Origin of the sequence: Streptomyces sp. 8L (genome assembly GCF_020176795.1) — a bacterium.
GTDB lineage: Bacteria > Actinomycetota > Actinomycetes > Streptomycetales > Streptomycetaceae > Streptomyces.
Map to the genome: position 1 here is coordinate 1 of NZ_JAIUKE010000175.1, position 24,128 is coordinate 24,128.

Genomic DNA, 24,128 nt, shown 5'->3' on the forward strand with positions numbered 1-24,128 from the left:
CGTCACGGCAGGAGCACGCGCGCCCGCGGCACGGCCGACGAGCAGAGCACCCCGCCTCCTCATGCCCTGGAAACGCCGGCGGGGGGGGGGGGGGGGGGGGGGGGGGGGGGGGGGGGGCCGCGGGGGGGGGGGGGGGGGGGGGGGCCCGCCGGTGGTGCGGGCAGTGGCTCAGTGGAAGGTGTGCTCCTCCTGCGGGAACGTTCCTCCGACGACCTCGTCGGCGAACGCGCGGGCCGCGTCGCCCAGCGTCTGCCGCAGGTTCGCGTACTGCTTGGTGAAGCGCGGCACCCGGCCGGGCGTCAGCCCGACCATGTCCGTGTAGACGAGCACCTGCGCGTCGGTGCCGGGGCCCGCCCCGATACCGACGGTCGGGATGTGCAGGCTCCGCGTGACCTCGGCGGCGAGCTCGCCCGGAACCAGTTCGAGCACCACGGCGAAGGCGCCCGCGTCCTGTACGGCCTTCGCGTCCCGCAGCAGCTGCTGCGCGGCCTCCTCGCCCCGGCCCTGCACCCGGTAGCCCATCGCGTTGACGGACTGCGGGGTCAGGCCGATGTGCGCCATCACCGGGATGCCGGAGCGCACGAGCAGCGAGATCTGGTCGTGCGAGCGCTCGCCGCCCTCCAGCTTCACGGCGCCCACGCCCGCGTCCTTCACGAGGCGCATGGCGCTGCGCAGGGCCTGCGCCGGCCCCTCCTGGTACGAACCGAACGGCAGGTCGCCCACGATCAGCGCACGCTTCGTGCCCCGCACGACGGCGGCGGAGAGCATCGTCATCTCGTCGAGGGTGACCGGGACGGTCGTCTCGTACCCGAGGTGGCAGTTGCCCATGGAGTCGCCCACGAGCATCACCGGGATGCCGGCCTCGTCGAAGACGGACGCCGTCATCGCGTCGTACGCGGTGAGCATGGGCCACTTCTCGCCGCGCTCCTTGCCCGCGGCGATGTCGTGGACGGTGATCCTGCGGGAACTCTTGCCGCCGTACAGCGCCTTCCCGCTGCTGTCGGCGGATGTAGGAGGCCGCTCGCCGGGGGTTTCCCGGTGCTGCTGCGGCCGCGCGGAACCTGCGGAGGAAGAAGTCATGGCACGAATGCCCTTTCGTCATCTCAAGGCGCCCTGACGGCGTCCCTGGACCGCTTCCATGGTGGCACTCGGCGCCGGGCGCGGGAAGTGGTGGTTCCCGTGCGCCCCTGTGATCCCGGCCCCACCGCGGCCCCGGAACCTTCCGCACACCGGGTCGCGTCATGGTCGGCACAGGGGGTGCCGTGAGGTGGCGGCGAAAGCCGTGCTTCATCGCCTAGTGTCGGACTGACTCCGGGCGGGTGCGGGGGCGGGACCGGCCGGGTCCCAGACGTACGGGCGACAGCAGCGAGGGATTCATGACGCAGGAGCACACGGCGGAAACGGTGACGGTCGCTGCGGACACCCGGCCCACCGGAATCCGGCGGGGCCCTGCCTACGTGCGGAGTTGGCGGCCCGGCATGTGGCGCAGGGGCCTCGTCCTCGCGCTCGTCGCGGTCCTGGCCACCCTGGTGATGGCGCTGCACTCCCACATCCCCGACACCATCGGCAACTTGGGCAGTCTCGCCGAGACCTTCCTGCCCTGGTTCGGTGTCTGCGTTCCCGTGATCCTGGTGCTCGCGCTGGTGCGCAGATCGGCGACGGCGATGGTGGCGCTCGTGCTGCCGGTCGCCGTCTGGCTCAATCTGTTCGGCGGACTGATCGTCAGCAAGGAGGCCCCGGGCGGGAATCTCACCGTCGCCACGCACAACGTCGACGCGGACAACCCCGATCCGGCCGGTACGTCCAGGGACCTGGTGCGCTCCGGCGCCGACATCGTCGCACTCGAGGAGCTGACGCCCAGCGCGCTGCCCACCTACGAGAAGGGCCTCGCGGACACGTACAAGTACCACGCGATCGAGGGCACGGTCGCACTGTGGAGCAAGTACCCGATGAGCGGCACGCACGCCGTCGACATCCGCATCGGCTGGAAGCGGGCGATGCGCGCCGTGATCTCCACACCGCACGGCAAGGTCGCCGTGTACGTGGCGCACATGCCCTCGGTCCGGGTGAAGGTGCACGCGGGCTTCACCGCCAACCAGCGCGACAACAGCGCCAACGCGCTCGGTGCAGCCATCTCGCACGAGCCGGAGTCCAAGGTGGTGCTGCTCGGCGACCTGAACGGCACGATGAACGACCGCTCCCTCACCGCCGTCACGGCCCAGATGCGCAGCACACAGGGCGCGGCGGGCGACGGCTACGGGTTCAGCTGGCCCGCGTCGCTCCCCATGGCGCGGATCGACCAGATCATGGTGCGGGGCGTGACGCCGAAGTCGTCGTGGACGCTCCCGCGCACGGGCAGCGACCACCTGCCGATCGCGGCCCGCGTCGAGCTCTGAGGCGACGGGAGCGCGGCCGGGCCCCGGGGCCCTCGCGGGAGCGGGCGCGGACGGCTCAGCGTCCGCCCGCCGCGCGCAGGACCGTGCCCGAGACGTAGCTCGCCTCGGAGGAGAGCAGCCAGGACACCGCGGCCGCGATCTCCTCCGGCTCGCCCGCCCGGCGCATCGGGATGGCAGGCGCCATCCTGGCCGGTCGGCCCGGGTCGCCCATCGCCCGGTGCATGTCCGTGTCGACGAGGCCCGGGGCCACCGAGTTGACCCGGATGCCGTCCGGGCCCAGCTCCTTCGACAGGCCCACCGTCAGGGCGTCCACGGCCGCCTTCGACGCCGCGTAGTGCACGTACTCGCCGGGGCTGCCCAGCGTCGCGGCCCCCGACGAGATGTTCACGATCGCGCCGCGGGGAGCCCCGGGACCGCCGCCGCCCGCCGGGCTCGCGGCCGTCATCTCCCGCACCGCGCGCCGCGAACACAGCAGCGTCCCCGTCACGTTCACGTCGACCACCCGCCGCAGCACCTCCGTCGACGTCTCGTCCAGCCGCCCGAGGGGGCCGGTGACCGCCGCGTTGTTCACCAGCCCGGTGACCGGGCCCAGCTCGGCGACGGCCGTGTCGAACAGCAGGTCCACGTCGCCCTCGCGCGAGACGTCGGCCCGGACGGTGACACACCGCGCCCCGGCGTCCTGTACGGCCTTCGCCGTGCGCGCGGCGGCGTCGGCGTCACTCACGTACGCCAGGGCGATGTCGTGCCCGTCCGCCGCGAGCCGGACGCACACGGCCGCGCCGAGGCCCCGGCCGCCGCCCGTGACGACGGTGACCGGGCGCGAGCCCCCGGCGCGCGCCCCCGGGCCGGCCCCGGCAACCCTCCGTCCGGCTTCCGCCGCCTCGGACGCACCCGCACCCGCGGCCCCCGTCGCGTCCGGCTCGCCCGGGGTGCCCGATATGTTCGGCGCCCCCGGCGCCACCTCGCTCTTGTCACCCATGGTGGTCTGTCTACAGCACCGGAAGGTTCTTCCGCAGCTCGTAGTTGGTCACCTCGGAGCGGTACTCCTCCCACTCCTGCTTCTTGTTGCGCAGGAAGAACTCGAAGACGTGCTCGCCGAGCGTCTCCGCGACCAGCTCGCTCCGCTCCATCAGCGCGATCGCCTCGCCGAGGTTCTGCGGCAGCGGCTCGATGCCCATCGCGCGCCGCTCCGCGTCCGAGAGCGCCCACACGTCGTCGTCGGCGCCCGCGGGCAGCTCGTAGCCCTGCTCGATGCCCTTCAGACCGGCCGCGAGCAGCACCGCGTAGGTCAGGTACGGGTTCGCGCCGGAGTCGATCGAGCGCACCTCCACCCGCGCGGAGCCCGTCTTGCCCGGCTTGTACATCGGCACGCGGATGAGCGCGGACCGGTTGTTGTGGCCCCAGCAGATGTACGAGGGGGCCTCGCCGCCCGCGCCGGCGCTGCGGCTTGAGCCGCCCCAGATCCGCTTGTAGGAGTTGACCCACTGGTTGGTGACGGCGGAGATGTCCCCCGCGTGCGTCAGCAGGCCCGCGATGAACGACCGGCCCACCTTGGAGAGCTGGTACTCGGAGCCCGACTCGTAGAACGCGTTGCGGTCGCCCTCGAACAGCGACAGGTGCGTGTGCATCCCGGAGCCCGGGTGCTCGGAGAACGGCTTCGGCATGAACGTCGCGTGCACGCCCTGCTCGAGCGCCACCTGCTTCATCACCAGGCGGAACGTCATGATGTTGTCGGCGGTCGACAGCGCGTCCGCGTAGCGCAGGTCGATCTCCTGCTGGCCCGGCGCGCCCTCGTGGTGGCTGAACTCGACCGAGATCCCCATCGACTCCAGCATGGTGATCGCCGTACGGCGGAAGTCCATGCCCACGGCCTGCGGGGTGTGGTCGAAGTAGCCGGAGTTGTCGGCGGGGGTGGGCCGCGTGCCGTCCAGCGGCTTGTCCTTGAGCAGGTAGAACTCGATCTCGGGGTGCGTGTAGAAGGTGAACCCCTGGTCGGAGGCCTTCGCCAGCATCCGCTTCAGGACGAACCGCGGGTCCGCGAAGGACGGCGAGCCGTCCGGCATCAGGATGTCGCAGAACATCCGCGCCGTGCCGGGCGCCTCCGCACGCCACGGCAGGATCTGGAACGTGGCCGGGTCCGGCTTCGCGATCATGTCGGACTCGTAGACCCGGGCGAAGCCCTCGATCGCCGAGCCGTCGAACCCCATGCCCTCGTCGAAGGCCTGCTCCAGCTCCGCCGGGGCCACCGCCACGGACTTCAGGAAGCCGAGCACGTCGGTGAACCACAGGCGCACGAAGCGGATGTCGCGCTCTTCGAGCGTGCGGAGCACGAACTCCTGCTGCTTATCCATCTCGATCCCACTCATCCTTGCTGGTCAGGCTGGTTGCTCCGGCGCCGTTCCGTGCCCCGGCGGTCTGTGCGGACATGTGGCGGCTCCGAGCATGCCATCACAGGGTTTCCGAGAGGTTGCGCCTTCCGGCGGCCTCCTGGTGCGCCCCAGTGCCCATAGTGCCTGCCCAACGGGCCCCGGGATACCACGGCGGGCCTGCGGATACGCCCCGCACCGGGCGCGCCGCGCCCGCCCCGTACGGCGTGCCGCCCGGCCCCGTACGGCCTGCGCTGGGGTCCCCGCGCGGGTCCCCGTACCGGTCGCCGCGCAGGTCCCTGCGCAGGTTCCCGCGCAGGTCGCGGCGCCGACGTCCCCGTACCGGCCCCGGGTATCGCGTCAGAGAGACGATTACGGTGATTAGACTGGGCCCGTGCCTCAACTACGTCTCGCCCTGAATCAGATCGACTCCACCGTCGGCGACCTCGCGGGGAACGCCGAGGCGATCGTCCACTGGACCCGGCACGCCGCCGAGCAGGGGGCGCACCTCGTGGCGTTCCCCGAGATGGTCCTGACCGGCTATCCCGTCGAGGACCTGGCCCTGCGGTCGTCGTTCGTGGAGGCGTCCCGCGCCGCGCTGCGGGCGCTCGCCGTCCGCCTCGCCGACGAGGGGTTCGGCGACCTCCCGGTGATCGTCGGCTACCTGGACCGCTCGGAGACCGCCCAGCCGAAGTACGGGCAGCCCGCCGGTGCTCCGCTGGACGCGGCGGCCGTGCTGCACGGCGGCCAGGTCGTCCTGCGGTACGCGAAGCACCACCTCCCCAACTACGGCGTCTTCGACGAGTTCCGCTACTTCGTGCCCGGCGACACCCTTCCCGTCGTCCGGGTGCGCGGCGTCGACGTCGCCCTCGCGATCTGCGAGGACCTGTGGCAGGACGGCGGCCGGGTGCCCGCCACCAGGACGGCCGGCGCGGGCCTCCTCGTGTCGATCAACGCCTCGCCGTACGAGAGGCTGAAGGACGACACCCGCCTCGAACTGGTCCGCAAGCGCGCCCAGGAGGCCGGCTGCACCACCGCCTACCTGGCGATGATCGGCGGGCAGGACGAGCTGGTCTACGACGGCGACTCGATCGTCGTCGACCGGTTCGGCGAGACGATCGCCCGGGCCCCGCAGTTCGCCGAGGGCAGCGTGGTCCTCGACCTGGACCTGCCGGCCGCCGCGCCCGAGCCGCCGTCCGGGACCGTGGACGACGGGCTGCGCGTCGAGCACGTGACGCTCACGGCCGACCCGCTGCCGCCCTACGAGCCCGAGCTGGCCGGCGGGTACGCGGACCGGCTCGACGACGACGAGGAGGTCTACTCGGCGCTCGTGGTCGGGCTGCGCGCCTACACGGCGAAGAACGGCTTCTCCACCGTCCTGATCGGGCTGTCCGGCGGTATCGACTCGGCGCTGGTCGCTGCGATCGCCTGCGACGCGCTGGGCGCGCACAACGTCTACGGCGTGTCCATGCCGTCGAAGTACTCCTCCGGCCACTCGAAGGACGACGCCGCCGAGCTGGCCCGGCGTACGGGCCTCCACTTCCGCACCGTCGCGATCGAGCCGATGTTCGACGCGTACATGTCCTCCCTGGGGCTCACCGGCCTCGCCGAGGAGAACCTCCAGTCGCGGCTGCGCGGCACGATGCTGATGGCGCTCTCCAACCAGGAGGGCCACATCGTCCTCGCGCCCGGCAACAAGTCCGAGCTCGCGGTGGGCTACTCCACGCTGTACGGCGACTCCGTCGGCGCGTACGGGCCGATCAAGGACGTCTACAAGACGGACATCTTCCGCCTGGCCCGCTGGCGCAACCGGGCGGCGGCGGAGCGCGGCCAGACGCCGCCCATCCCGGAGAACTCCATCAGCAAGCCCCCGAGCGCGGAACTGCGCCCGGGCCAGGTCGACACGGACTCGCTGCCCGACTACGACGTCCTGGACCGCGTCCTGGAGCTGTACGTCGACCGCGACCAGGGCAAGGACGCCATCGTGGCGCTCGGCTTCGACGAGGAGACCGTCGCGAGGACGCTGCGCATGGTGGACGTCGCGGAGTACAAGCGCCGCCAGTACCCGCCGGGCACGAAGATCTCCGCGAAGGGTTTCGGCAAGGACCGCCGCCTGCCCATCACGAACCAGTGGCGCGAGCGGATCTCGGACTGACGCGCCCCGCCCGCCCCCGGACCTCCTCCAGGGGCGGGCGGGGACACCGTCCCGGTCACCCGGTGGTGTCGAAGGTCCGCACCGAGCGCTCCGCGAGCGCCGGGACCGCCTCACCGAGCACGAACGTCCGGAACGCCTCCGTGGCCCTGTGGTCGGCGTAGCCCGTGGCGTCGGTGTACCGCTCCACGAGCACGAAGGTGTCCGGGTCTGCGGGGTCGACGCAGACGTCGAAGGAGAGCATCTTCTCCTCCGCGCGGTTCAGCGGCGCGACCGTCTCCAGGATCTTGCGGACGTGGTCGGCCCTGCCGGGCGCCGCCTTCCAGGTGGCGATGACGACGTGTGCCATGACGCTGCTCCTTCCCGGGACGTGTGCCCGGCGTGGTCGGTGGGCGGCCGGGAGCCGGCCGAGAACAAGTCAGAAGCTGAAACCGATGGCGCGCAACTGGTCCCGGCCCTCGTCGGTGATGTCCGCCGGGCTCCACGCGGGCCGCCACACCCACGCGATGCGGTGGGCGGCCACGCCGGTGCGGTGCCGGTCCGCCAGCACCGCGCGGATCTGGTCCTCCATCACCCCGGTCAGTGGGCACGCGGCCGATGTCAGGGTCATGGTGATGGTCGCCACGTCGTGATCGACGGTGATCGAGCGGACGAAGCCCAGATCGAGGATGTTCACTCCCAGGTCGGGGTCGAGCACCTCGTACAGCAGGTCCCGCACCATCAGGGCGCCGCGGTCCCCGGGCGGCTCGACCCGCGGGGGCACCGCTGTGCCGGTATCGGTGGGGGGTTCGGTGGCGCGTTCCCGCCCGTCGTCCGCACGGGACCCGGACGGGCGTGCCCGCACCTCGGCAGTGGCCCTCAAGCCGGCCGGTTCCAGGCGGATTTCGATGTCGGCCGTCTCGCTGGTGATCCAGTCCGCCTTGCCGTGTGCCGTGCGGCGCACCCGCACGATGTCCTCGCCGCGGCGTGCGCCGCCGCCCGACACCACCAGCCGGCCGGGGCTGAGACCGGACTGTCCGGCTTTCCCCAGCGCGCGATCGAGGACGCGGGCCACCGGCTCGCAGGTGCGGCCAGGGCCGTAGCGAAGCCTGGACACCGCGGCGGGGGCGGGCAGCCCCGTCACGGTCCGCAGCGCCGACGCCGCCTCCGCCGCGGCCACCCGCGTCTGTTCCTCGTGGACGAGCAGCTCCGGCAGTTCCGGCGGCTCCGTCAGCTCCGTCATGCGATCACACCTCCGTCGTCCGGCGGCCGGCCGCCGTCCGGGAGCCGCTCCCGCGGCGCGGGGCCAGGTGCCGCAACACCACGTCCGCATCAGCGAGTTGCTCCCGCGTCACCTGATGCTCGGCAAACACGAGACGCCGTACGTCCAGGACGTCACGCGGACGGTCCACGGACACCACGCCGGTCACCCTGCCGCCGTCCCAGGCGAAGGCGGAGAAGCTCCGTTCCGCCGGGTCGCCCCGGACCACCGGCTCGAACGGCTCGGGCAGCCGTCCGGCGCTCTGCACGGTGTGTTCGTACTGGTCGGACCAGAACCAGAAGGGCTCGGCGAACTCCGTGTCACCGCCGAGCATGGTGCGCGCCACGTGGGCTCCCTGCCGGGCCGCCGTGTCGTGGTGCTCCACGCGCAGACGCTCCCCGTAGCGCGGGTGGTACTGCCGGGCCACGTCACCCGCCGCGTAGATGTCCGGGTGGGAGGTGCGGCCCCTGGCGTCGGTCAGGATGCCGTTGTCCACCCCGATCCCGGCCGCCGCCGCCAGTTCCGTGTTGGGCCGCGCTCCCACCCCGACCACGACCACGTCGCACTCCAGCCGCGTACCGCCGGTGGAGGTGACGCGTACGGTCCCCGACGCCGTCTCGGCCACGTCCCGCACCCCTTCACCGAGGCGTACGTCCACTCCGTGGGAACGGTGGATGCCGATGAGCGCCATGCCCACCAGCGGACCGAGGGTACGGCGGAACGGCACGGTGTCCGGCTCGAAGACGGTGACCGCCTTGCCGAGGCCCACAGCCGTCGCCGCCACCTCGCATCCGATGAAACCGGCTCCCACGACGACCACCCGGTCCGCGGCGGCGAGGTGGGCGCGCAACGCCCTCGCGTCGTCGACGGTACGCGGATAGTGGACGCGTTCGCCCCGGATGCCGGGCAGCCGGCGGGGCCGGACACCGGTGGCCAGCAGCAGCCCGTCGTACGGCAGGGTGCTCCCGCTCTCGCCCCCGCCGGTGGCGGACAGCGTGAGCCGCCCCGCCGCGGTGTCGATCTCTGTGACCCGGGCGCCCAGCAGCAGCTCCACCTCCTGGTCCCGGTACCAGCCGGGCGACTCGACGCCCAGGCCGTCCTCGTCGACCTCTCCGGCCAGGAACCCCTTGCTCAGGGGCGGGCGCTCGTACGGGCGGTGGGGCTCGTCGCCCACGAGCACCACCTCGCCCTCGAACCCCGCGTCCCGCAGCCCCCGGGCGGCGGCGGCACCCGCGACGCCGCCGCCCACGATCACCTGCCTGCCGCGCCTCATCCGACGTCCACCAGGATCGCTCCCGAGTCGGTGACGCGGCACGGATAGGACGTGAGCCGGCAGTTCGCGGGGTTCACGCCCTGCCCGCTCTCCGCGTCGAACTCCCACAGGTGGCGCCCGCAGGTGAGGGTCTCCCCGTCGAAGTCGCCCTCGTCCAGGGGCCACGCCTGGTGCGGGCACCGGTTCTGGTAAGCGCGCACGTCGCCGTCGACGTTGACGAGCAGCACCTTCTTCCCCGCGACCTCGACGCCCGCCATGTCGCCCTCCCACAGGTCGTCAACGCGCATGGCCTCCTGCCACTGCCCGGTCGCGGCGCTCATCCGGTGGCCCTCCGCTCCGTGCCGGCGCCTGCCCCGGGAGCTGCCTCGAAGATCCGACGGTGCAGCGACTCGCGGGCCGTCCGCGCCTCGGACACCACCCGGTCCGCCGTCCATCCCCGGGGCCCCCAGCGCTCGAAGAGCGCACCGAGGCCGGCCGCGGCCTCGTCGGCCACCGGGCTCCAGCGGTCCATCCAGCGCCGCAGCACGGCCTCGTTGCCCGGCCGGCTCCCGACCATGAAGCCGACCAGGGCCGCGCTCCACCGGGCCCGCCGGTCCGTGTCGTCCTGGAGGTACTGCGACAGCAGCCACGACTCCTGGTCGCCGGCCTCGCGCGACGCCTCGCCGAGTTGCCGCAGCAGTACGTCGTCCAGGGTCGGTGCCAGCATCAGGTCCAGCGCGGTGAACGACTCGCCCCAGTCGTAGGTGATCAGCGCCTTCTCGACCGCCGCGCGGGCCGGCTGCCACGCCTCGTGCCCCTCCCACACCTGCCGTTCCCTCTCCCCGAAGCCCTCGTCGGGCGAGGCGAGTTGCAGCTCGCGGGTCCGGTAGGCGATCAGGGTGAGCCGCCGCAGCAGGTCGGCGGTGGCGAATCCGGCCGCGTTGGTGATGTACGAGGTCGGCGCCATGTAGCCGATGTAGGCCTGGATCTGCTGGAAACCGTGGACCAGGTAGCGCGACGGGGTGTGGAGGGCCGCCAGCAGGAGGCGCTGGTCGGTGCTCAGCCCCCGGTCCGCGTCCGCCTTGGCGTACTCTTCCAGCACGCCGCCGGACTTGGCCTCCGCGGCCGCCTGGAGGTTGACGTACGCGCGGTACGTCAGGGCGTCCGGGTCGCGGAACTGCTCCCAGTCGTCCACCGCCAGCGGTGACTTGTCGCGGTAGGTCAGGAACCACAGGTTCGGGGCCGAGGAGGGGTTCTGCTCGAAGGCACCGTTGCGGTTCTTCCGGGTGGTCCAGTTCTGGGCGTGGGTGACGATCTCGTACTCGCTCGGCATCCTGCGGACGTCGCCGAAGGCGCTGAAAGTCCGCCGTGGACGCGGTTTCCTCGGGGTCGCGCTCATATCGGTGCTCCTTCCGCCGCCGCCCTGCTCCTGGCGGTGATGTCCTCCCAGGTGATGGACTCGCTGGTGGTGATGACCCGCCCGACGAAAGAGGACATCATCGATTCCATCGACCTGATCTCGAATTCGGGCCCCAGGTAGTGGCGCAGGGTGCCCAGCGTGACGGTGACGCGCTCGGCGCCGCGCACCCGGACGTAGGCGCCGCGGTCGACGACCTCGATCTCCTGGTCCGGGTTGTCGTCCTCGATCGCCGCGATCACCTGGTCGACGTCGTCGCCCATCCGCAGGACCGGCCCCACCAACTGGCTCATCGTTCTCCCCCGGGGATGTCGTACTCGACCCTGACGTGGTCGAGCGGCTCCATACCCGCCTGTGCCACCGTGGTGTCCGGTGCCAGGCGGCGCCCGTTGTGGAAGACGACCTTGGGGTGCGGCAGCGCCCTGACCCGCTTCCCCTCGACGTGCTGTGCCACGGCCCGCGCGACCTGTTCCGCGGTGTCCTCCGTGGTGACGGCCACCAGGATCTGCACGAAGTCGTCGGCGAAGACCGCGTTGAGCGGTACGACGGCCGGCGCCTGGCGGGCGGCGCCCGTGCCGGTCGGCGGCGTCACGAGGCGCTCGCCCCCTTGACCGCCAGGGCCAGTCCCGAGGCCGGGCGGCCCACGTAGTCCCTGGTCCAGGCCTCGTAGTCGGGGTCGTCGCCCATGACGTCCGGGGTCATTCCCATGTACGACAGGATTCCGCCGACGTCCATGGGCTGGATCTTCCCGGCCACGAACCGTTCGACCAGGGTCTCGTGGTTGACGTTGTCGCGGTCCTTCCACCAGATCTGCCGGCAGGCGTTGGTGCAGAAGTGGTAGGTCTTGCCGCCGTACTTCAGTGACCAGGAAGGCACCCGCCACCGGCCCGACCGGCTCTGCACGGCGTTGCAGCACGGGAGGTTGCACATGCTGCACAGCCACGGCAGCGTCTCGGGCAGTGTCGCCTCCACGTTGTCCGCGTTGACGTTGTCGATCAGTGTGTCCCACTTGTCACCGTAGACGGCCTCCCAGTTGGGGTACTTCTCCCTCAGCCAGTCGCGTTCGTCCTTCGAGACGCCGGCCTTGGGCCGCCACCACAGGGTGGGCCGCCAGTACCACAGACCCATGTGCAGGCCGTGGTGCCACGTGTCCAGCCCTCGCATGAACTCGTCCCAGAACCACGGCTTCTTGAGGCCGTAGTCCTCGATGGTGTGGATGAACTGGTCGACGATCCACTCCTCCATGAACTCCCGGTAGGACTGCTTCCGGTGTTCAAGGGGGGTGTAGTAGTCCATGGCGGGACCGGTGAGGGCGGCGAAGGCGCGTGCCGAGCCCCAGAAGTTGCGGTCGATGACCCACTGGGCCCGCACCGGGTCGTGCTCGACCAGGATCTCCATCGTCGGGCCGCCCTGTTGGGAGTGGCGTGCCTCGTCCGTCTGGATCGACGAGATCATGTTGGCGAAGTTGACGTCACCCGCCTCCAGCGCGTCCGCCGACAGCGCCACGAACTGGAGGTTGGTGAAGCCGGTCTCGAACGTGAACGGCAGTCCGATCGCCAGATCGACCACGTTGGGCGCGATCATCATGTTGTCGAAGACGTTGCGCAGCGACACCGGTACCCAGTTGTTCTGGTGGAAGGTCTTCTGCGTCCAGTCGTACTGCGGGTCCTTCTTGATGAACTCGTGGCCGAAGAACGTGGTGATCTGCGCGTGCCGCAGTTCGTCCAGCGCGCCGAAGGTCGCCATGTTGCGCCACGAGCCGTTCAGCCCGAACCTGGCCATCTTCAACTCGCCGAGCACCGCGGCGTACTCGACCAGCGCCACACCGCCGAAGTGCATCTTGGTGGACGAGCGCCAGCCCTCGTCCAGGTGGTCGAAGTTCGGGGAGCGCTGCAACGCCGCCTTCACCGCGTAGGCGGCCGACTCCTTCTCCCGCTGCGTGGCCACGTAGTCCGGGTACGTGACCTTGTAGTCCTCCTCCCAGGCGGTCCAGGCCTCCCTGGGCACCTTGCCCGTTCCGCTGTGCCACTCCGGGAAGACCGCCTCGTCGTCGGCGTAGCTGTAGGTCCAGTCCACGTCGCGGACGAAGTGCTGCCACTCCTCGCGCTTGAGCAGGCTCATCGCTGTCCTTGCCTTTCGTCCTCGGGATTCACGTCCTCGGGATTCATGTCCTCGGGGCTGTGCCTTCTCAGTCGACTTCGAGGTGGCCGAGCTGCCGGTTGATGCCGGCGCCGTCCCAGTACGCCCGCACGCTGTCGATCAGCCCGTCCTCGTCGACGTGGAGGACGAACAGGTGGGGCTCGCTGAACGAACCGCCCCGCGCCTCGGCGGCGCCCCAGGCCAGTTGCTGCCGGCCGCCGATGTCGCAGGAGACGACCGCGTCGCCGTCCTCGCCCGCGTCGATGGTGTGGACGACGTTGTGCAGGTCGGGGAAGGAATTGACGAGTCCTGCCCAGATGGTCTTGCCCACCGTCTTCACCTTGCCGTCGCCCCGCAGCACCCGCTGCTTGCCCCACACCTCGTAGGGCACGTAGGAGAACCGCGCGGTGTCCGTGCACAGGTCGGTCATGGCGTCGATGTCGTGCCGGCGGTACGCCTCGAAGAGCCGGGCCGCGCTCTCGGCCGCGACCTTCGCGCGGCGGGCCCCGGCAGCCGCGGCCGGAGCGCCGTCGGGCGGGCGTGTCTCGTCTCGCGCGACGGTCATGCCGCTCCTCCCACGATGGCCACCTCGTCGAGCCGCTTCACGGCCAGCCGGCGGTAGAGCTGGTTCTGGCACCAGTAGAGGTCGAACCCGGTGATGGACCCCGCGTCCACCGTCAGGCGCCACGCCTGGTCCAGATCGATGTGTTTCTCCTGGTTGACGATGCCCAGGTAGTCGGCGGCCTGGGTGCCCTCCATCTTCAGTTCCACGACCACCACGCGACCGAGTTCGAGCAGGTGCTTCTCGGTGAGGAGCAGGTCGGGGAAAGCGGTCACGGTCGAGGCGAGCAGGCGGCGCAGGTCCTCCCGGCCGCCGCCCCTGACCCGCAAGGGGTGCAGATTCGCCACGACGGAGCGGCTGACCGGCGCCAGTGCGCCGTCGATGTCCCCGCGTCGCAGCGCGGCCAGGAAGCCCTGGACCGTCTCGGCGGGCGTTTGACTCATGATCTGGTGCTCCTTCGCGACAATGGGATACATGGACCGCCCGGACCGGACCGCGCGGACCACGCGGACCACGCGGACCTCGCCGGTCCGTCGTACGGTGACCGGGCCCGTAGCGGGACGGGGTCCGCTCCTGTCCGCCCCGAAACGGTGTTCACGCGGCAAGCGCCTTCAGCAGCGCGTCCGCCGTGGCCTCCGTCGAGTTGGGGTTCTGGCCGGTGATGAGCTCGCGGTCCACCACGACGTGGGACGCCCAGGCACTCGGCCCGTCGTCGAAGACCGCGCCCGCGTTCTTCAGGGCCGTGTCGACGTACCACGGCAGACCGAGCCGGCCGGGGACCGTCTGGTCCTCCTCTTCGTCGGTGAAGCACGTCATCCGGTAGCCGTCGAACATCCACTGCCCGTCGTCGCGGTCGGGCGCGGCGAGCAGCAGCGCGGGCCCGTGGCACAGCGCGGCGATCGGTGCTCCCCTGTCGTGGAGGCTGCGCAACAGCCTGCGCACGTCGGGATTGTCGGCCAGATCGACCATCGGGCCATGGCCGCCGGGGGCGAAAACGGCATCGAAGGAGGCCAGTTGCCCGTCATCGAGGCCGGACAGCGCGACCGGGTTCCCGAAGCCCTCGAAACCCCGCAGCCTGCGGTGCCGTTCGGAGGCCAACGCGCGTGCGGCCTCGTCGAGTTCGTCGACCGCGTCCTGGAGGTCCGCCCGGGTCAGGCCACCGTCCAGGCCCTCGGCCACCATGACATCCACCAGTTGGCGGTCCTGGAGCCAGGCGATCCGGGCCGCCCGGCTGACGAGGTCGTGCGCGGCGGCGGGCGCCAGGTTCCGCCCGACCAGACGCTCCACGACACGGCGCGCGGCCACCAGGCCGAGCTCCGTGTTCTGGTGCAGGGTGACGCGGATGTCGTCCGGGTCGTGGTGGAAGGTGCGGATGACCGAGGCGAAGAAATCCTGGTCCTCCTCCGGGTAGTGGAAGAAGTGTTCGAGCCCGTACGGGTCGGCGGTCGGAGGCACGCCGTCCGGCGTGACGACGACCACGTCGTGCCCGGCGGCGGTGAAGCGCTCGTACGGTTTGACCGCCTCCTCGGCGAAATATCCCGTGGGGTGCCGGCTTCCCCCTGCCAGGACGATCTCCTTCGCGCTGGACACGAGGTACGCGATGCGCGCCATGTCAACTCCAGGTGAACAGTTCGTTATCGCGACGTCACGACGGTAGGCCCGTATTTCCGGCCGACGCATCGCAGATTCCTGCCGGAGAACTGCGTATTCCGCTGCCGGTGCGGCAGGGTGCGGGTTCCGGGCGAGAAGTAGAAGATTCCGACCGAACCCGGCGGTGGAAATGGCCGTGCTGCCTAACGTGATGTGCGTGCTTCCCGCAGACGACGTGGAAGCGCTCGACGGCAGAGAGGTTTGTCATGACACGCGTACTGCTCGCGGTGTCCGGCTCCGACCACTGGACGCTGGCAGACGGCACCAAACACCCTTGCGGTTACTGGCCGGAGGAACTGGCTGTCCCGCATGAGATCTTCCGCGCGGCGGGGTTCGAGATCGTCGCCGCCACTCCCGGAGGCGTTCCTCCGACGGCGGACGAGGCCGGCTTCTCGGCGGCCGTCAACGGTGGCTCAGAGGAGCCCGGCCGCCGGTTTCGCGCGTACCTGGACCGCATCGCGGCGGAGCTGAACACACCCGTCGACCTGGACACGGCCGACGCCGCGGACTACGACCTCGTGTTCGTGCCCGGCGGCCACGGGCCCATGGAGGATCTGGCGCGGTCCGAGAGGTTCGGCGCGCTGGTGGCGGCCTTCACCGCCGCGGACAAGCCGGTGGCGGCGGTGTGCCACGGTCCTGCCGCCTTCCTGCCGGCGCGCGACAGGTCCGGAGCCTGGCTGTTCGCGGGCCGCGGGGTGACGGGGTTCAGCAACGAGGAGGAGGCGGCGATGGGTTTCGCCGACAAGGCTCCCTGGCTGCTGGAGGACCGCCTGACCGCCGGCGGGGCCCGCTACGAGCAGAGCGGCGCCGTCTTCGGGCCGCATGTGGTGTCGGACGGAAATCTGCACACCGGCCAGAATCCGGCGTCGTCGGCCCCGTTGGCCGAGCGTCTGGTGGAACTGCGGGCGGGGGCGCGCGTCGGCTGACCGCGCGCGGCCGGTGGGCCGGCGCCCTACGGGCCCACCGGTCCCGCCACGGCCCACCGGTTCCGCCACGGCCCACCGGTCCGCGGGGCCCGCACCCGGTCCGCGGGGCCCGCCCCCCGGCGCGCGGCGGCCCCGCGCTGGTCCCTGTGCCACGAAGAGGCGCGAAAGGGTACGGCTGCCGGGAAAGCCAAGGGGGTACGGGCGAAAGGAACGTCTCGCCTCAGCCTCGCTGCTGGGAGCCGAGTTCTCTGGAAATGAGCTGGAGATCGCAATAGGCGCGCGGCGTCGCCCCGAACCGGTCACGGAATTCATTGATGAAGTGCGAGGTGCTGGGATATCCCACGGCGCGCGACACCTTGGTCACACTCATCTGCTGTTCGATCAGGAGATCGCGAGCCCGGTTGAGTCGCATCTCCTTGACGAACTGGTAAGGGGATTTCCCTGTCACCTCGCGGAAGAGGTGGGAGAAGGCGGACGGACTCATGGACACCTGCTCCGCCATGTCGCTCACCGTCAGCGGCTCCGACATGTTGCGCTGTACGTAGGAGATCACCTCGCTGACCGGGTTGCTGACCGCTTCCGTGGCCGCCACCTCGATCAGGCGTTCGTACTGTTCCGCCTGGAGGACCCGGTAGACCATCTCGCGCAGATACAGCGGGGCCAGCACTCGCCGGTCCGCGCCGTTGTGGGTCGCCTGGAGGAAGCGGATGGTCGCCGACATCAGCGCGCAGTCCAGCGGGGAGACGAAGACCGGCTCGGGCTTGCCGCGCCCCTTGGGCCCGAAGGGCAGTGCGCGGCGGTCCAGGATGTCGGACGAGACCCGCCGTACCAGCGTCGGCTCGATCTGGAGCACCAGCGAGAGGAAGGGCTTCTCCTCCGTCGCCTCCAGGATCTCCGCCGTGAAGTGCTGGCTGCTGCTGAGCACCAGATAGTTGAAGGGGTCGTAGTAATGCGGCTGTCCGCCCGACACGACGCACTTGCGGCCCTGCGCGATGACGCACAGGGAGAGCGACTTGACCTCCTCCCACTGCGGCTCCGTGGGCCGGGTGTACCGGTAGAAGGTCAGTCCTGGCCAGCCGCCGGCGTTGCCGCCGACGTCGGGCGTACGGGCGCGGATCTCGGACAGGAGATCCCCCGACGTCAGTGTCTCCTCCAGCGGGTGGGGTACGGCGGTCATCAGTCGGCTCCCGTGCTGTCGGCCTCCACGGCTCGGTCGTCGAGGCGGTCTGCCGCTACGCCCACCCGTTCGGTGTCGTGCGGTGGCCGTCATCCGCCACACGGTGGAGACAGCCGCCTGTCCTGGCCTGAATGCAGATGCTATGGCCTCCGTCGCCGGCGGGAACCCAAGAAACGGGTCGAAAAATTGCGGACTTCGCCGCTCCGAGGGGCTGCCGTGCGGCTCGCTTCCCGGTGAGCGTCTCAGGGGGCCGCCCGTGCGGCGCGGTGAGCGCGGGCTGCTCCGGCGACCGGTGCTCCGGCCGTCGCCTCGGCGCCGCGCCCTCCGGCGTGCCCGACACCCTCGGCCGGAGGAAGCCGGTCAGCGCGGTGTCCGCGCCGCGTCCCGCGCGCCGAAGGTCCATCTCGTCTGGCTGTAGGGGGCCTTGCCGAAGCCGTACGCGCGGACCGGCGCCACCGCGAACACCCGTGCCACGTTGCCGTGTTCGCCGCCGAACACGCCGTCGCCCGCCGCGTCCTCGCGTACGTCGAAACGCCACTCCGCGCCGTACTTCGCCTCCCAGGCGGCCGCCAGGTGCCGTAGCCGGGCGGCGTCCGTGACTCGGACCGCCTCGCCCTCCACCACCAGGTCGCAGCCGGCGTGCAGGGCGTTGGCGCCCGTCGTCAGAGCCACCCGGCGGTCCGCCGCCAGATTGCGCGCCTTCTGTTCGCCCGCACCCGTGCAGAAGTGCAGTGCGTCCTCGGACCACACCGCGAGCAGGGGCGTGACATGCGGCCCCGCCCCGCCGGCCCGCAGGGTCGTCAGCCAGAAGACCTGCGCCTCGTCCAGCAGCCGCACCGCGTAGCGCCAGTCCGGGGCCCGTGCCTCCGGTTCGCCGTAGCGGGCGTCCAGCACCCCGCGCGGGTAATCTGCCGTCCCGTCGTGGGGCTCGTGGGGCTCATGGGGCTCGTGGGAGTTCGCTGCGTCCGTCATGTCTGTGCCGACTCCCTGCGCGGCCGGAACTCATCGGCTCCCGTGCCGCGCCCGTCGGGACTAGGCTCGATCCCAGTCCTCAAACGCACCAGTCTTGCATCGCGGACACCGTCGGCGTACGGGCAACGAGCAGGGCGACCGGACAAGGAGAAGACCGGATGACGACGGCGCCGGGCCGCCGCAGCAGCACCTTCACGCGCCTGCTGCGGCACGGATTCACCGACCCCTCCGCCGCCGAGCGCTTCCTCGACGCGCCCGCCATCGCCGCCGTACGGGCCGACCCCCTCCTCCTCGACGCGCTCGGCGCCACCGCCGACCCGGACCTCGCGCTGCGCGGGCTCGTACGGCTCGCCGAGGCGCACGGCGAGACCGGGGAGGGCGCGGAAGGCTCCGCGCTGCGCGTGTTCCTCGACACCCTCGTCACGGCCAAGCCCCTGCGCGACCGGCTGCTGGGGGTCCTCGGCGCGTCCGAGGCCCTCGGCGACCACCTGGCCAGGCACCCGGAGGACTGGCGGGTCCTCGCCACGTACGAGTCCGCCGACCTGCACCCCGGGGTGACCGAGTTCGAGCAGGGGCTCGCCGACGCCGCCGACCCGATCGCGCTGCGCGTCGCCTACCGGCGCTGCCTGCTCGCCATAGCGGCCAGGGACGTGTGCGGCACGACGGACGTCGCCGAGACCGCCGCGGAACTCGCCGACCTCGCCACGGCGACCCTGCGCGCCGCCCTGGCCATCGCCCGCGCCGCCGCACCCGAGGACGCCGCCGCCTGCCGGCTCGCCGTCATCGCGATGGGCAAGTGCGGCGGCCACGAGCTGAACTACGTCTCCGACGTCGACGTGATCTTCGTCGGGGACGTCCCCGAGGACACCCCCGACGCCGACGAGACGACCGCCGTGCGCGCCGCCACCCGCCTCGCGTCCCACCTCATGCGGATCTGCTCGGAGACCACCGTCGAGGGCGCCATCTGGCCCGTCGACGCGAACCTGCGCCCCGAGGGCCGCAACGGTCCGCTCGTGCGCACCCTCACCAGCCACCTCGCCTACTACGAGCGGTGGGCGAAGACCTGGGAGTTCCAGGCGCTCCTCAAGGCCAGGCCCGTCGCGGGCGACGTGGCCCTCGGCGCCGCCTACCAGGAGGCCGTCACCCCGCTCGTGTGGCAGGCGGCCGAGCGCGACCACTTCGTGCCCGACGTGCAGGAGATGCGCCGCCGGGTCGTCGACAACATCCCCGCGGGGCAGGCCGAGAGGGAGATCAAGCTCGGGCCCGGCGGCCTGCGCGACGTCGAGTTCGCCGTGCAGCTGCTCCAGCTCGTGCACGGCCGCAGCGACGCCTCCCTGCACAGCGGCACCACCCTCGACGCCCTCAGGGCGCTCGCCGCGGGCGGCTACGTCGGCCGCACCGACGCCGCGCAGCTCGACGAGGCGTACCGGTTCCTGCGGACCGTCGAGCACCGCATCCAGCTCTACCGGCTGCGCCGTACCCACCTGATGCCGGAGGACGACGCGGACCTGCGCCGCATCGCCCGCTCCATCGGCCTGCGCACCGACCCGGTCGCCGCACTCGTCAAGGAGTGGAAGCGGCACACCTCCGTCGTACGGCGGCTGCACGAGAAGCTGTTCTACCGGCCGCTCCTCGACGCCGTCGCACAGCTGGCGCCCGGTGAGACCCGGCTCAGCGCCAAGGCCGCGGGCCAGCGCCTCGAAGCGCTCGGCTACGCGGACCCGGTGGCGGCCCTGCGCCATCTGGAGGCGCTCTCGTCCGGTGTCTCCCGCAAGGCGGCGATCCAGCGGACGCTGCTGCCGGTCCTGCTCGGGTGGTTCGCGGACTCCGCCGACCCGGACGCGGGCCTCCTCGGCTTCCGCAAGGTGTCGGACGCGCTCGGCAAGACGCCGTGGTACCTGCGGCTCCTGCGGGACGAGGGCGCCGCGGCCGAGAACCTGGCGCGCGTGCTGTCCGCCGGCCGGCTCGCCCCCGACCTGCTGCTGCGCGCGCCCGAGGCGGTCGCGCTGCTCGGCGCCCCGCAGGGGCTCGACCCGCGCGGCCGGGAGGGCCTGGAACAGGAGATCGTCGCGGCCGTGGGGCGCGCGGACACCGCGGAGGGCGGCGTCGCGGCGGCGCGCGGGGTGCGCAGGCGGGAGCTGTTCCGTACGGCCGCCGCCGACATCGTCGGCTCGTACGGCACGGAGGAGAGCCCGGCGGAGGGGGACCACGGGGCGCTCGTCGACCGGGTCGGCCGCTCGCTCACCGACCTCAACGCGGCCACCCTCGCGGGCGCCCTGCGCGCCGCCGTGCGCGAGCGCTGGGGCGACACGCTGCCCACCCGGTTCGCCGTCATCGGCATGGGCCGCTTCGGCGGCCACGAGCTGGCGTACGGGTCCGACGCGGACGTGCTGTTCGTGCACGAGCCGTGGGAGGGCGTGGACGAGCACGAGGCCGCGGTCGCCGCGTCCACCGTCGTCACGGAGATGCGCAGGCTCCTCCAGGTGCCCACCGCCGACCCGCCGCTGCTGATCGACCCCGACCTGCGGCCCGAGGGCAAGAGCGGGCCGATAGTGCGCACCCTCGCCTCGTACGCGGCCTACTACCGGCGCTGGTCGCTCGTGTGGGAGAGCCAGGCGCTGCTGCGCGCCGCCCCGATGGCGGGCGACCCCGGCCTCGGGGGGCGGTTCATCGAGCTGATCGACCCGCTGCGCTACCCGGCGGGCGGGCTGTCCGAGGACGACGTCCGCGAGATCCGCCGCCTCAAGGCCCGGATGGAGACGGAGCGGCTGCCCCGCGGCACGGACCCGAACCTGCACACGAAGCTCGGCAGGGGCGGCCTCACCGACGTCGAGTGGACGGTGCAGCTGGTGCAGATGCAGCACGCGCACGCGCTGCCCGAACTGCGCACCACGAGCACCAGGACCGCGCTCGCGGTCGCCAGGGACGCCGGCCTGATCCCCCCGGAGGCCGCCGCCACGCTGGACGAGGCCTGGGTGCTGGCGACGCGCGTGCGCAACGGCACGATGCTGGTGCGCGGCAGGCCGAGCGACACGTTCCCCTCGGAGAGCAGGGAACTCGCCGCGGTCGGCCGCTACCTGGGCTACGGCCCCGGCCGCGTCGGCGAGATGCTCGACGACTACCGGCGCGCGACGCGCAGGGCGCGCACCGTGATGGAGGAGATCTTCTACGGGTACGACACGCCCTGAGGCCCTGCCGACGCGCGGGGCATCGGGGCCGCGCGGTCAGGCCCTGACCGGCTGCGTGCCCCGTCGTCCGCGCTCCCTCGCCAGGCGGGGGAGCCGGTAGGGCATGGTGCCGTACCAGGCGTACGAGACGGCGTAGCCGAACGCCAGGCAGAGAATTCCGCCGATCGCGTCCAGCCAGAAGTGGTTGGCCGTCGCCACGATCACCGACAGGGTGAACACCGGGTAGCACATGCCGAGGATGCGGGCCCAGGGCGCCTTCGCCAGGGCGAAGATCGTCAGCCCGCACCAGAGCGACCAGCCGATGTGCATCGACGGCATCGCCGCGTACTGGTTCGACACCGACTTCAGGTTGCCCGAGGACACCGAGCCCCAGGTGTGGTGCACGGCCACGGTGTCGATGAACTTGCCGCTCAGCAGCCGCGGCGGCGCGAGCGGGTACAGGTAGTAGCCGAGGAGGGCGACGACGGTCGTGACGCCGAGCACCGTCCTGGCTGCCGCGTACCGGCCCGGGTGCGCCCAGAACAGCCAGACCAGCACGCCGATCGTGATGATGAAGTGCAGCGTCGCGTAGTAGTAGTTCATCGGGACGATCACCCATGTCACCGAGTTGACGGCGTGGTTGACCGACTGCTCGACGGCGATCCCGAGGTGGTGCTCCGTGCTCCACACCCAGCGGGCGTTGCGCAGGGCCTGCGTGCGCTGTTCCGGCACGGCGTTGCGGATCTTGGAGTAGATCCAGTAACCCGCCGCGATCAGCAGGATCTCGAACCAGATGCGCGGCTTGCGCGGCAGTCTGCGGCGACGCAGCCAGCCGCGCACGGTCGACGTGCTGTCACCGGCCCGCACGGCCGACGCGCCCGTCGTCGGCGGCGAGTCGGCCACCTTCGCCTCCTCGTCAACGGCGGGTGACGGCGCGGCCGTGAGACTCGTCCGCGCGGCCACGGCCGGTCTGTTCACGGTCGGTTCACCCATAGCGACAGAGTTTGCCAGACCGGCTCCGCCGAACCGATCATCCGCAGGTCGCGTTCACCCCGCGTTTGCCACTCTTTGGGGGTGTGATGACCAATTCCGGGGTGAGTCCGCGCGACATCGTGGTGAACGCGCTGCCCGGCGCCGCGCTCCGGTCCGCGTACTCCGGCCGACGAACCCTGGCCGACGGGCCCCGGAGACGGCCCCGCTCGCGCCGGTCTGCGAAGCGGAGCGCGGTGGTCTACGAAGCGGAGCGCGGTGGTCCCGACGCCGTCGAGCCGCGCACCACCAGCTCGGGCAGGAACACGAACTCGCTGTGCGGGGGCGGGGACCCGGCGATCTCCTCCAGCAGGGTGTGCACCGCCGCACGCCCCATCGCGGCCACCGGCTTGCGTATCGTCGTCAGCGGCGGATCGGTGAACGCCATCAGCGGTGAGTCGTCGTACCCCACCACCGACACGTCGCGCGGCACCTCAAGACCCCGCTGCCGTACGGCTCTGATCGCGCCGAGCGCCATCATGTCGCTCGCGCACACCAGCGCGGTGCACCCGGCGTCCAGCAGCGCGGACGCGGCGGCCTGGCCGCCCTCCAGCGTGAACAGCGACCGCCCGATGAGCTTTTCGGCCTCTTCCTCCGGCTGCCCGAGCAGTTCGCCGACCGCTTCCACGAACGCCCCGGTCTTGCGGATCACCGGCACGAACCGGGCGGGCCCCACCGCGAGACCCACGCGCCGGTGCCCGAGCGCGACGAGGTGCGTCACCGCGAGCCGCACGGCCGCACGGTCGTCGGGGGAGACGAACGGGGCGCGCACCGTGGGCGCGTACCCGTCGACCAGGACGAACGGCACGCCCCGCGCCCGCAGTCGCTCGTAGCCGCCCAGGTCGGCGGTGGTGTCCGCGTGCCGGCCCGACACGACTATCAGGCCGGTGGCGCCCCGTTCGACGAGCATGTCCGTCAGCTCGTCCTCGGCGGAACCCTCCTGCCCCTGGGTGGCGAGCACCGGTGTGCAGCCCCGCCCGGCCAGTGCCGCGCCGATCGCCTGGGCCAGCGCCGGGAAGACCGGGTTGTCCAGCTCGGGCATCACGAGGCCGATCAGGGCGCCGCCCTGCCTGCGTTCGCGTGCCGGATGCGGGTAGCCGAGCGCGTCGAGTGCCGCGAGAACGGCCCTGCGTGTGTCCGTCGCGACCCCCGGCCGGCCGTTCAGCACCCGGCTGACCGTCGCCTCGCTCACCCCCGCGCGCGCTGCGATCCCGGCCAGTCGTGCGGTCATGGAACGGGACTGTACGGGACCCCGGTCCGCACCTGTAAGGACACGGGAAGTGACCGAAAGTTTGCTGAAAGATTGCGCAAGCCCTTTCGGCTCCGTGTCCGCACTGTTACCGTCTGGTCACGGACAGCCACCGCCCCCGGTGCCTGAAGAAACACAGGGACGACATGACCAAGCAGCCCGCCGCCTCTGCCACCGACGCCGCTCTTCCCGGCCCCGCGGACGCCTCCGCCCGCACCGGCGGGCACACCCCGGGAGGGGCCATCGCCCCGCCGCCCGCCCGTACGTCCGCCGAAGCACCGGCGCAGCGCCCCACGCCCGGCGACGAGATCACCGGCGCCGGCACCCCCCCCCCCGCGGCCCCGCCCGCCGCACCGGCCGGGGCGCCTTCGCGGCGGGGGCGGGAGTTGGCCAGATAAGCCCGCGGGGGGGGCCGGATGAGGCCCGGCCCCGCG

General features: G+C 71.9%; 23 protein-coding genes and 1 pseudogene. 5 read left to right on the plus strand and 19 right to left on the minus strand.

Annotated elements, in window-relative coordinates; genetic code table 11:
* Window positions 1-168: 168 nt before the first annotated feature.
* Complete coding sequence (gene panB, locus LCE31_RS16315) at window positions 169-1,080, minus strand: 3-methyl-2-oxobutanoate hydroxymethyltransferase (RefSeq protein ID WP_225014993.1); 912 nt, start codon at window positions 1,078-1,080, stop codon at window positions 169-171.
* Between the two features lie 398 nt (window positions 1,081-1,478).
* Here panB and LCE31_RS16320 point away from each other — a divergent pair, with 398 nt between their 5' ends.
* Complete coding sequence (locus LCE31_RS16320; protein ID WP_374118482.1) at window positions 1,479-2,396, plus strand: endonuclease/exonuclease/phosphatase family protein; 918 nt, start codon at window positions 1,479-1,481, stop codon at window positions 2,394-2,396.
* A 55-nt stretch (window positions 2,397-2,451) separates the two neighbouring features.
* On the opposite strand, the gene LCE31_RS16325 is transcribed toward LCE31_RS16320, so the two are convergent.
* A complete protein-coding gene (locus tag LCE31_RS16325) occupies window positions 2,452-3,375 on the minus strand; it encodes an SDR family NAD(P)-dependent oxidoreductase (RefSeq protein ID WP_225014995.1) in 924 nt (307 codons plus the stop codon).
* Between the two features lie 10 nt (window positions 3,376-3,385).
* Window positions 3,386-4,747: a type I glutamate--ammonia ligase gene (glnA, locus tag LCE31_RS16330; RefSeq protein WP_225014996.1), complete on the minus strand. Its 1,362-nt coding sequence runs from the start codon at window positions 4,745-4,747 to the stop codon at window positions 3,386-3,388.
* 409 nt (window positions 4,748-5,156) lie between these two features.
* Here glnA and LCE31_RS16335 point away from each other — a divergent pair, with 409 nt between their 5' ends.
* Entirely contained in the window at window positions 5,157-6,917 is a 1,761-nt protein-coding gene (locus LCE31_RS16335) for an NAD+ synthase (RefSeq protein WP_225014997.1), read from the plus strand.
* A 55-nt stretch (window positions 6,918-6,972) separates the two neighbouring features.
* Here the strand turns inward: LCE31_RS16335 and LCE31_RS16340 are convergent, their stop codons facing one another.
* The 12 genes and pseudogenes from LCE31_RS16340 to LCE31_RS16395 form a co-directional block, all read right to left on the minus strand.
* A complete protein-coding gene (locus LCE31_RS16340) occupies window positions 6,973-7,263 on the minus strand; it encodes a putative quinol monooxygenase (RefSeq protein ID WP_225014998.1) in 291 nt (96 codons plus the stop codon).
* 69 nt (window positions 7,264-7,332) lie between these two features.
* Window positions 7,333-7,635, minus strand: a complete 303-nt coding sequence (locus tag LCE31_RS16345) for a metal-sulfur cluster assembly factor (RefSeq protein ID WP_225015015.1) — start codon at window positions 7,633-7,635, stop codon at window positions 7,333-7,335.
* A gap of 165 nt (window positions 7,636-7,800) precedes the next feature.
* Window positions 7,801-8,226: pseudogene (locus LCE31_RS16350) on the minus strand (uL22 family ribosomal protein); the annotation flags it as partial.
* Entirely contained in the window at window positions 8,141-9,427 is a 1,287-nt protein-coding gene (locus LCE31_RS16355) for an NAD(P)/FAD-dependent oxidoreductase (RefSeq protein ID WP_225014999.1), read from the minus strand. The pseudogene LCE31_RS16350 and the gene LCE31_RS16355, both read right to left, overlap by 86 nt.
* A complete protein-coding gene (locus LCE31_RS16360) occupies window positions 9,424-9,747 on the minus strand; it encodes a Rieske 2Fe-2S domain-containing protein (RefSeq protein ID WP_225015000.1) in 324 nt (107 codons plus the stop codon). Before LCE31_RS16360 ends, LCE31_RS16355 begins: the two co-directional genes overlap by 4 nt.
* Window positions 9,744-10,805: a hypothetical protein gene (locus LCE31_RS16365; RefSeq protein ID WP_225015001.1), complete on the minus strand. Its 1,062-nt coding sequence runs from the start codon at window positions 10,803-10,805 to the stop codon at window positions 9,744-9,746. Before LCE31_RS16365 ends, LCE31_RS16360 begins: the two co-directional genes overlap by 4 nt.
* On the minus strand, window positions 10,802-11,116 hold the full coding sequence (locus LCE31_RS16370; RefSeq protein WP_225015002.1) for an MmoB/DmpM family protein: 315 nt from the start codon (window positions 11,114-11,116) through the stop codon (window positions 10,802-10,804). The genes LCE31_RS16365 and LCE31_RS16370 overlap by 4 nt, the downstream gene beginning before the upstream one ends.
* Window positions 11,113-11,415: a toluene-4-monooxygenase system B family protein gene (locus tag LCE31_RS16375; RefSeq protein WP_225015003.1), complete on the minus strand. Its 303-nt coding sequence runs from the start codon at window positions 11,413-11,415 to the stop codon at window positions 11,113-11,115. Before LCE31_RS16375 ends, LCE31_RS16370 begins: the two co-directional genes overlap by 4 nt.
* Window positions 11,412-12,944, minus strand: coding sequence for a toluene monooxygenase (locus LCE31_RS16380; protein ID WP_225015004.1), 1,533 nt, complete (start codon window positions 12,942-12,944; stop codon window positions 11,412-11,414). The genes LCE31_RS16375 and LCE31_RS16380 overlap by 4 nt, the downstream gene beginning before the upstream one ends.
* Window positions 12,945-13,011: 67 nt before the next feature.
* Window positions 13,012-13,527: a nuclear transport factor 2 family protein gene (locus LCE31_RS16385; protein WP_225015005.1), complete on the minus strand. Its 516-nt coding sequence runs from the start codon at window positions 13,525-13,527 to the stop codon at window positions 13,012-13,014.
* Window positions 13,524-13,967 (minus strand): nuclear transport factor 2 family protein, encoded by a 444-nt coding sequence (locus LCE31_RS16390; protein WP_225015006.1) that lies wholly within the window; start codon window positions 13,965-13,967, stop codon window positions 13,524-13,526. Before LCE31_RS16390 ends, LCE31_RS16385 begins: the two co-directional genes overlap by 4 nt.
* Window positions 13,968-14,118: 151 nt before the next feature.
* Window positions 14,119-15,135, minus strand: coding sequence for a DJ-1/PfpI family protein (locus LCE31_RS16395; RefSeq protein ID WP_225015007.1), 1,017 nt, complete (start codon window positions 15,133-15,135; stop codon window positions 14,119-14,121).
* 245 nt (window positions 15,136-15,380) lie between these two features.
* On the opposite strand from LCE31_RS16395, the gene LCE31_RS16400 reads away from it, so the two are divergent.
* Window positions 15,381-16,100 (plus strand): type 1 glutamine amidotransferase domain-containing protein, encoded by a 720-nt coding sequence (locus LCE31_RS16400; protein ID WP_225015008.1) that lies wholly within the window; start codon window positions 15,381-15,383, stop codon window positions 16,098-16,100.
* A gap of 220 nt (window positions 16,101-16,320) precedes the next feature.
* Here LCE31_RS16400 and LCE31_RS16405 read toward each other — a convergent pair whose 3' ends face one another.
* Both LCE31_RS16405 and LCE31_RS16410 read right to left on the minus strand, forming a co-directional pair.
* Window positions 16,321-17,277, minus strand: coding sequence for an AraC family transcriptional regulator (locus LCE31_RS16405; protein WP_225015009.1), 957 nt, complete (start codon window positions 17,275-17,277; stop codon window positions 16,321-16,323).
* A 360-nt stretch (window positions 17,278-17,637) separates the two neighbouring features.
* The gene (locus LCE31_RS16410; RefSeq protein WP_225015010.1) at window positions 17,638-18,249 is read right to left on the minus strand and encodes a pyridoxamine 5'-phosphate oxidase family protein; all 612 of its coding nucleotides are present in this window, start codon (window positions 18,247-18,249) and stop codon (window positions 17,638-17,640) included.
* A gap of 158 nt (window positions 18,250-18,407) precedes the next feature.
* Here LCE31_RS16410 and LCE31_RS16415 point away from each other — a divergent pair, with 158 nt between their 5' ends.
* The gene (locus tag LCE31_RS16415; protein WP_225015011.1) at window positions 18,408-21,437 is read left to right on the plus strand and encodes a bifunctional [glutamine synthetase] adenylyltransferase/[glutamine synthetase]-adenylyl-L-tyrosine phosphorylase; all 3,030 of its coding nucleotides are present in this window, start codon (window positions 18,408-18,410) and stop codon (window positions 21,435-21,437) included.
* A gap of 36 nt (window positions 21,438-21,473) precedes the next feature.
* Here the strand turns inward: LCE31_RS16415 and LCE31_RS16420 are convergent, their stop codons facing one another.
* Both LCE31_RS16420 and LCE31_RS16425 read right to left on the minus strand, forming a co-directional pair.
* A complete protein-coding gene (locus LCE31_RS16420; RefSeq protein ID WP_225015012.1) occupies window positions 21,474-22,409 on the minus strand; it encodes a phosphatase PAP2 family protein in 936 nt (311 codons plus the stop codon).
* A 238-nt stretch (window positions 22,410-22,647) separates the two neighbouring features.
* A complete protein-coding gene (locus LCE31_RS16425; protein ID WP_225015013.1) occupies window positions 22,648-23,676 on the minus strand; it encodes a LacI family DNA-binding transcriptional regulator in 1,029 nt (342 codons plus the stop codon).
* 164 nt (window positions 23,677-23,840) lie between these two features.
* On the opposite strand from LCE31_RS16425, the gene LCE31_RS16430 reads away from it, so the two are divergent.
* Complete coding sequence (locus LCE31_RS16430; protein WP_225015014.1) at window positions 23,841-24,092, plus strand: hypothetical protein; 252 nt, start codon at window positions 23,841-23,843, stop codon at window positions 24,090-24,092.
* Window positions 24,093-24,128: the final 36 nt, after the last annotated feature.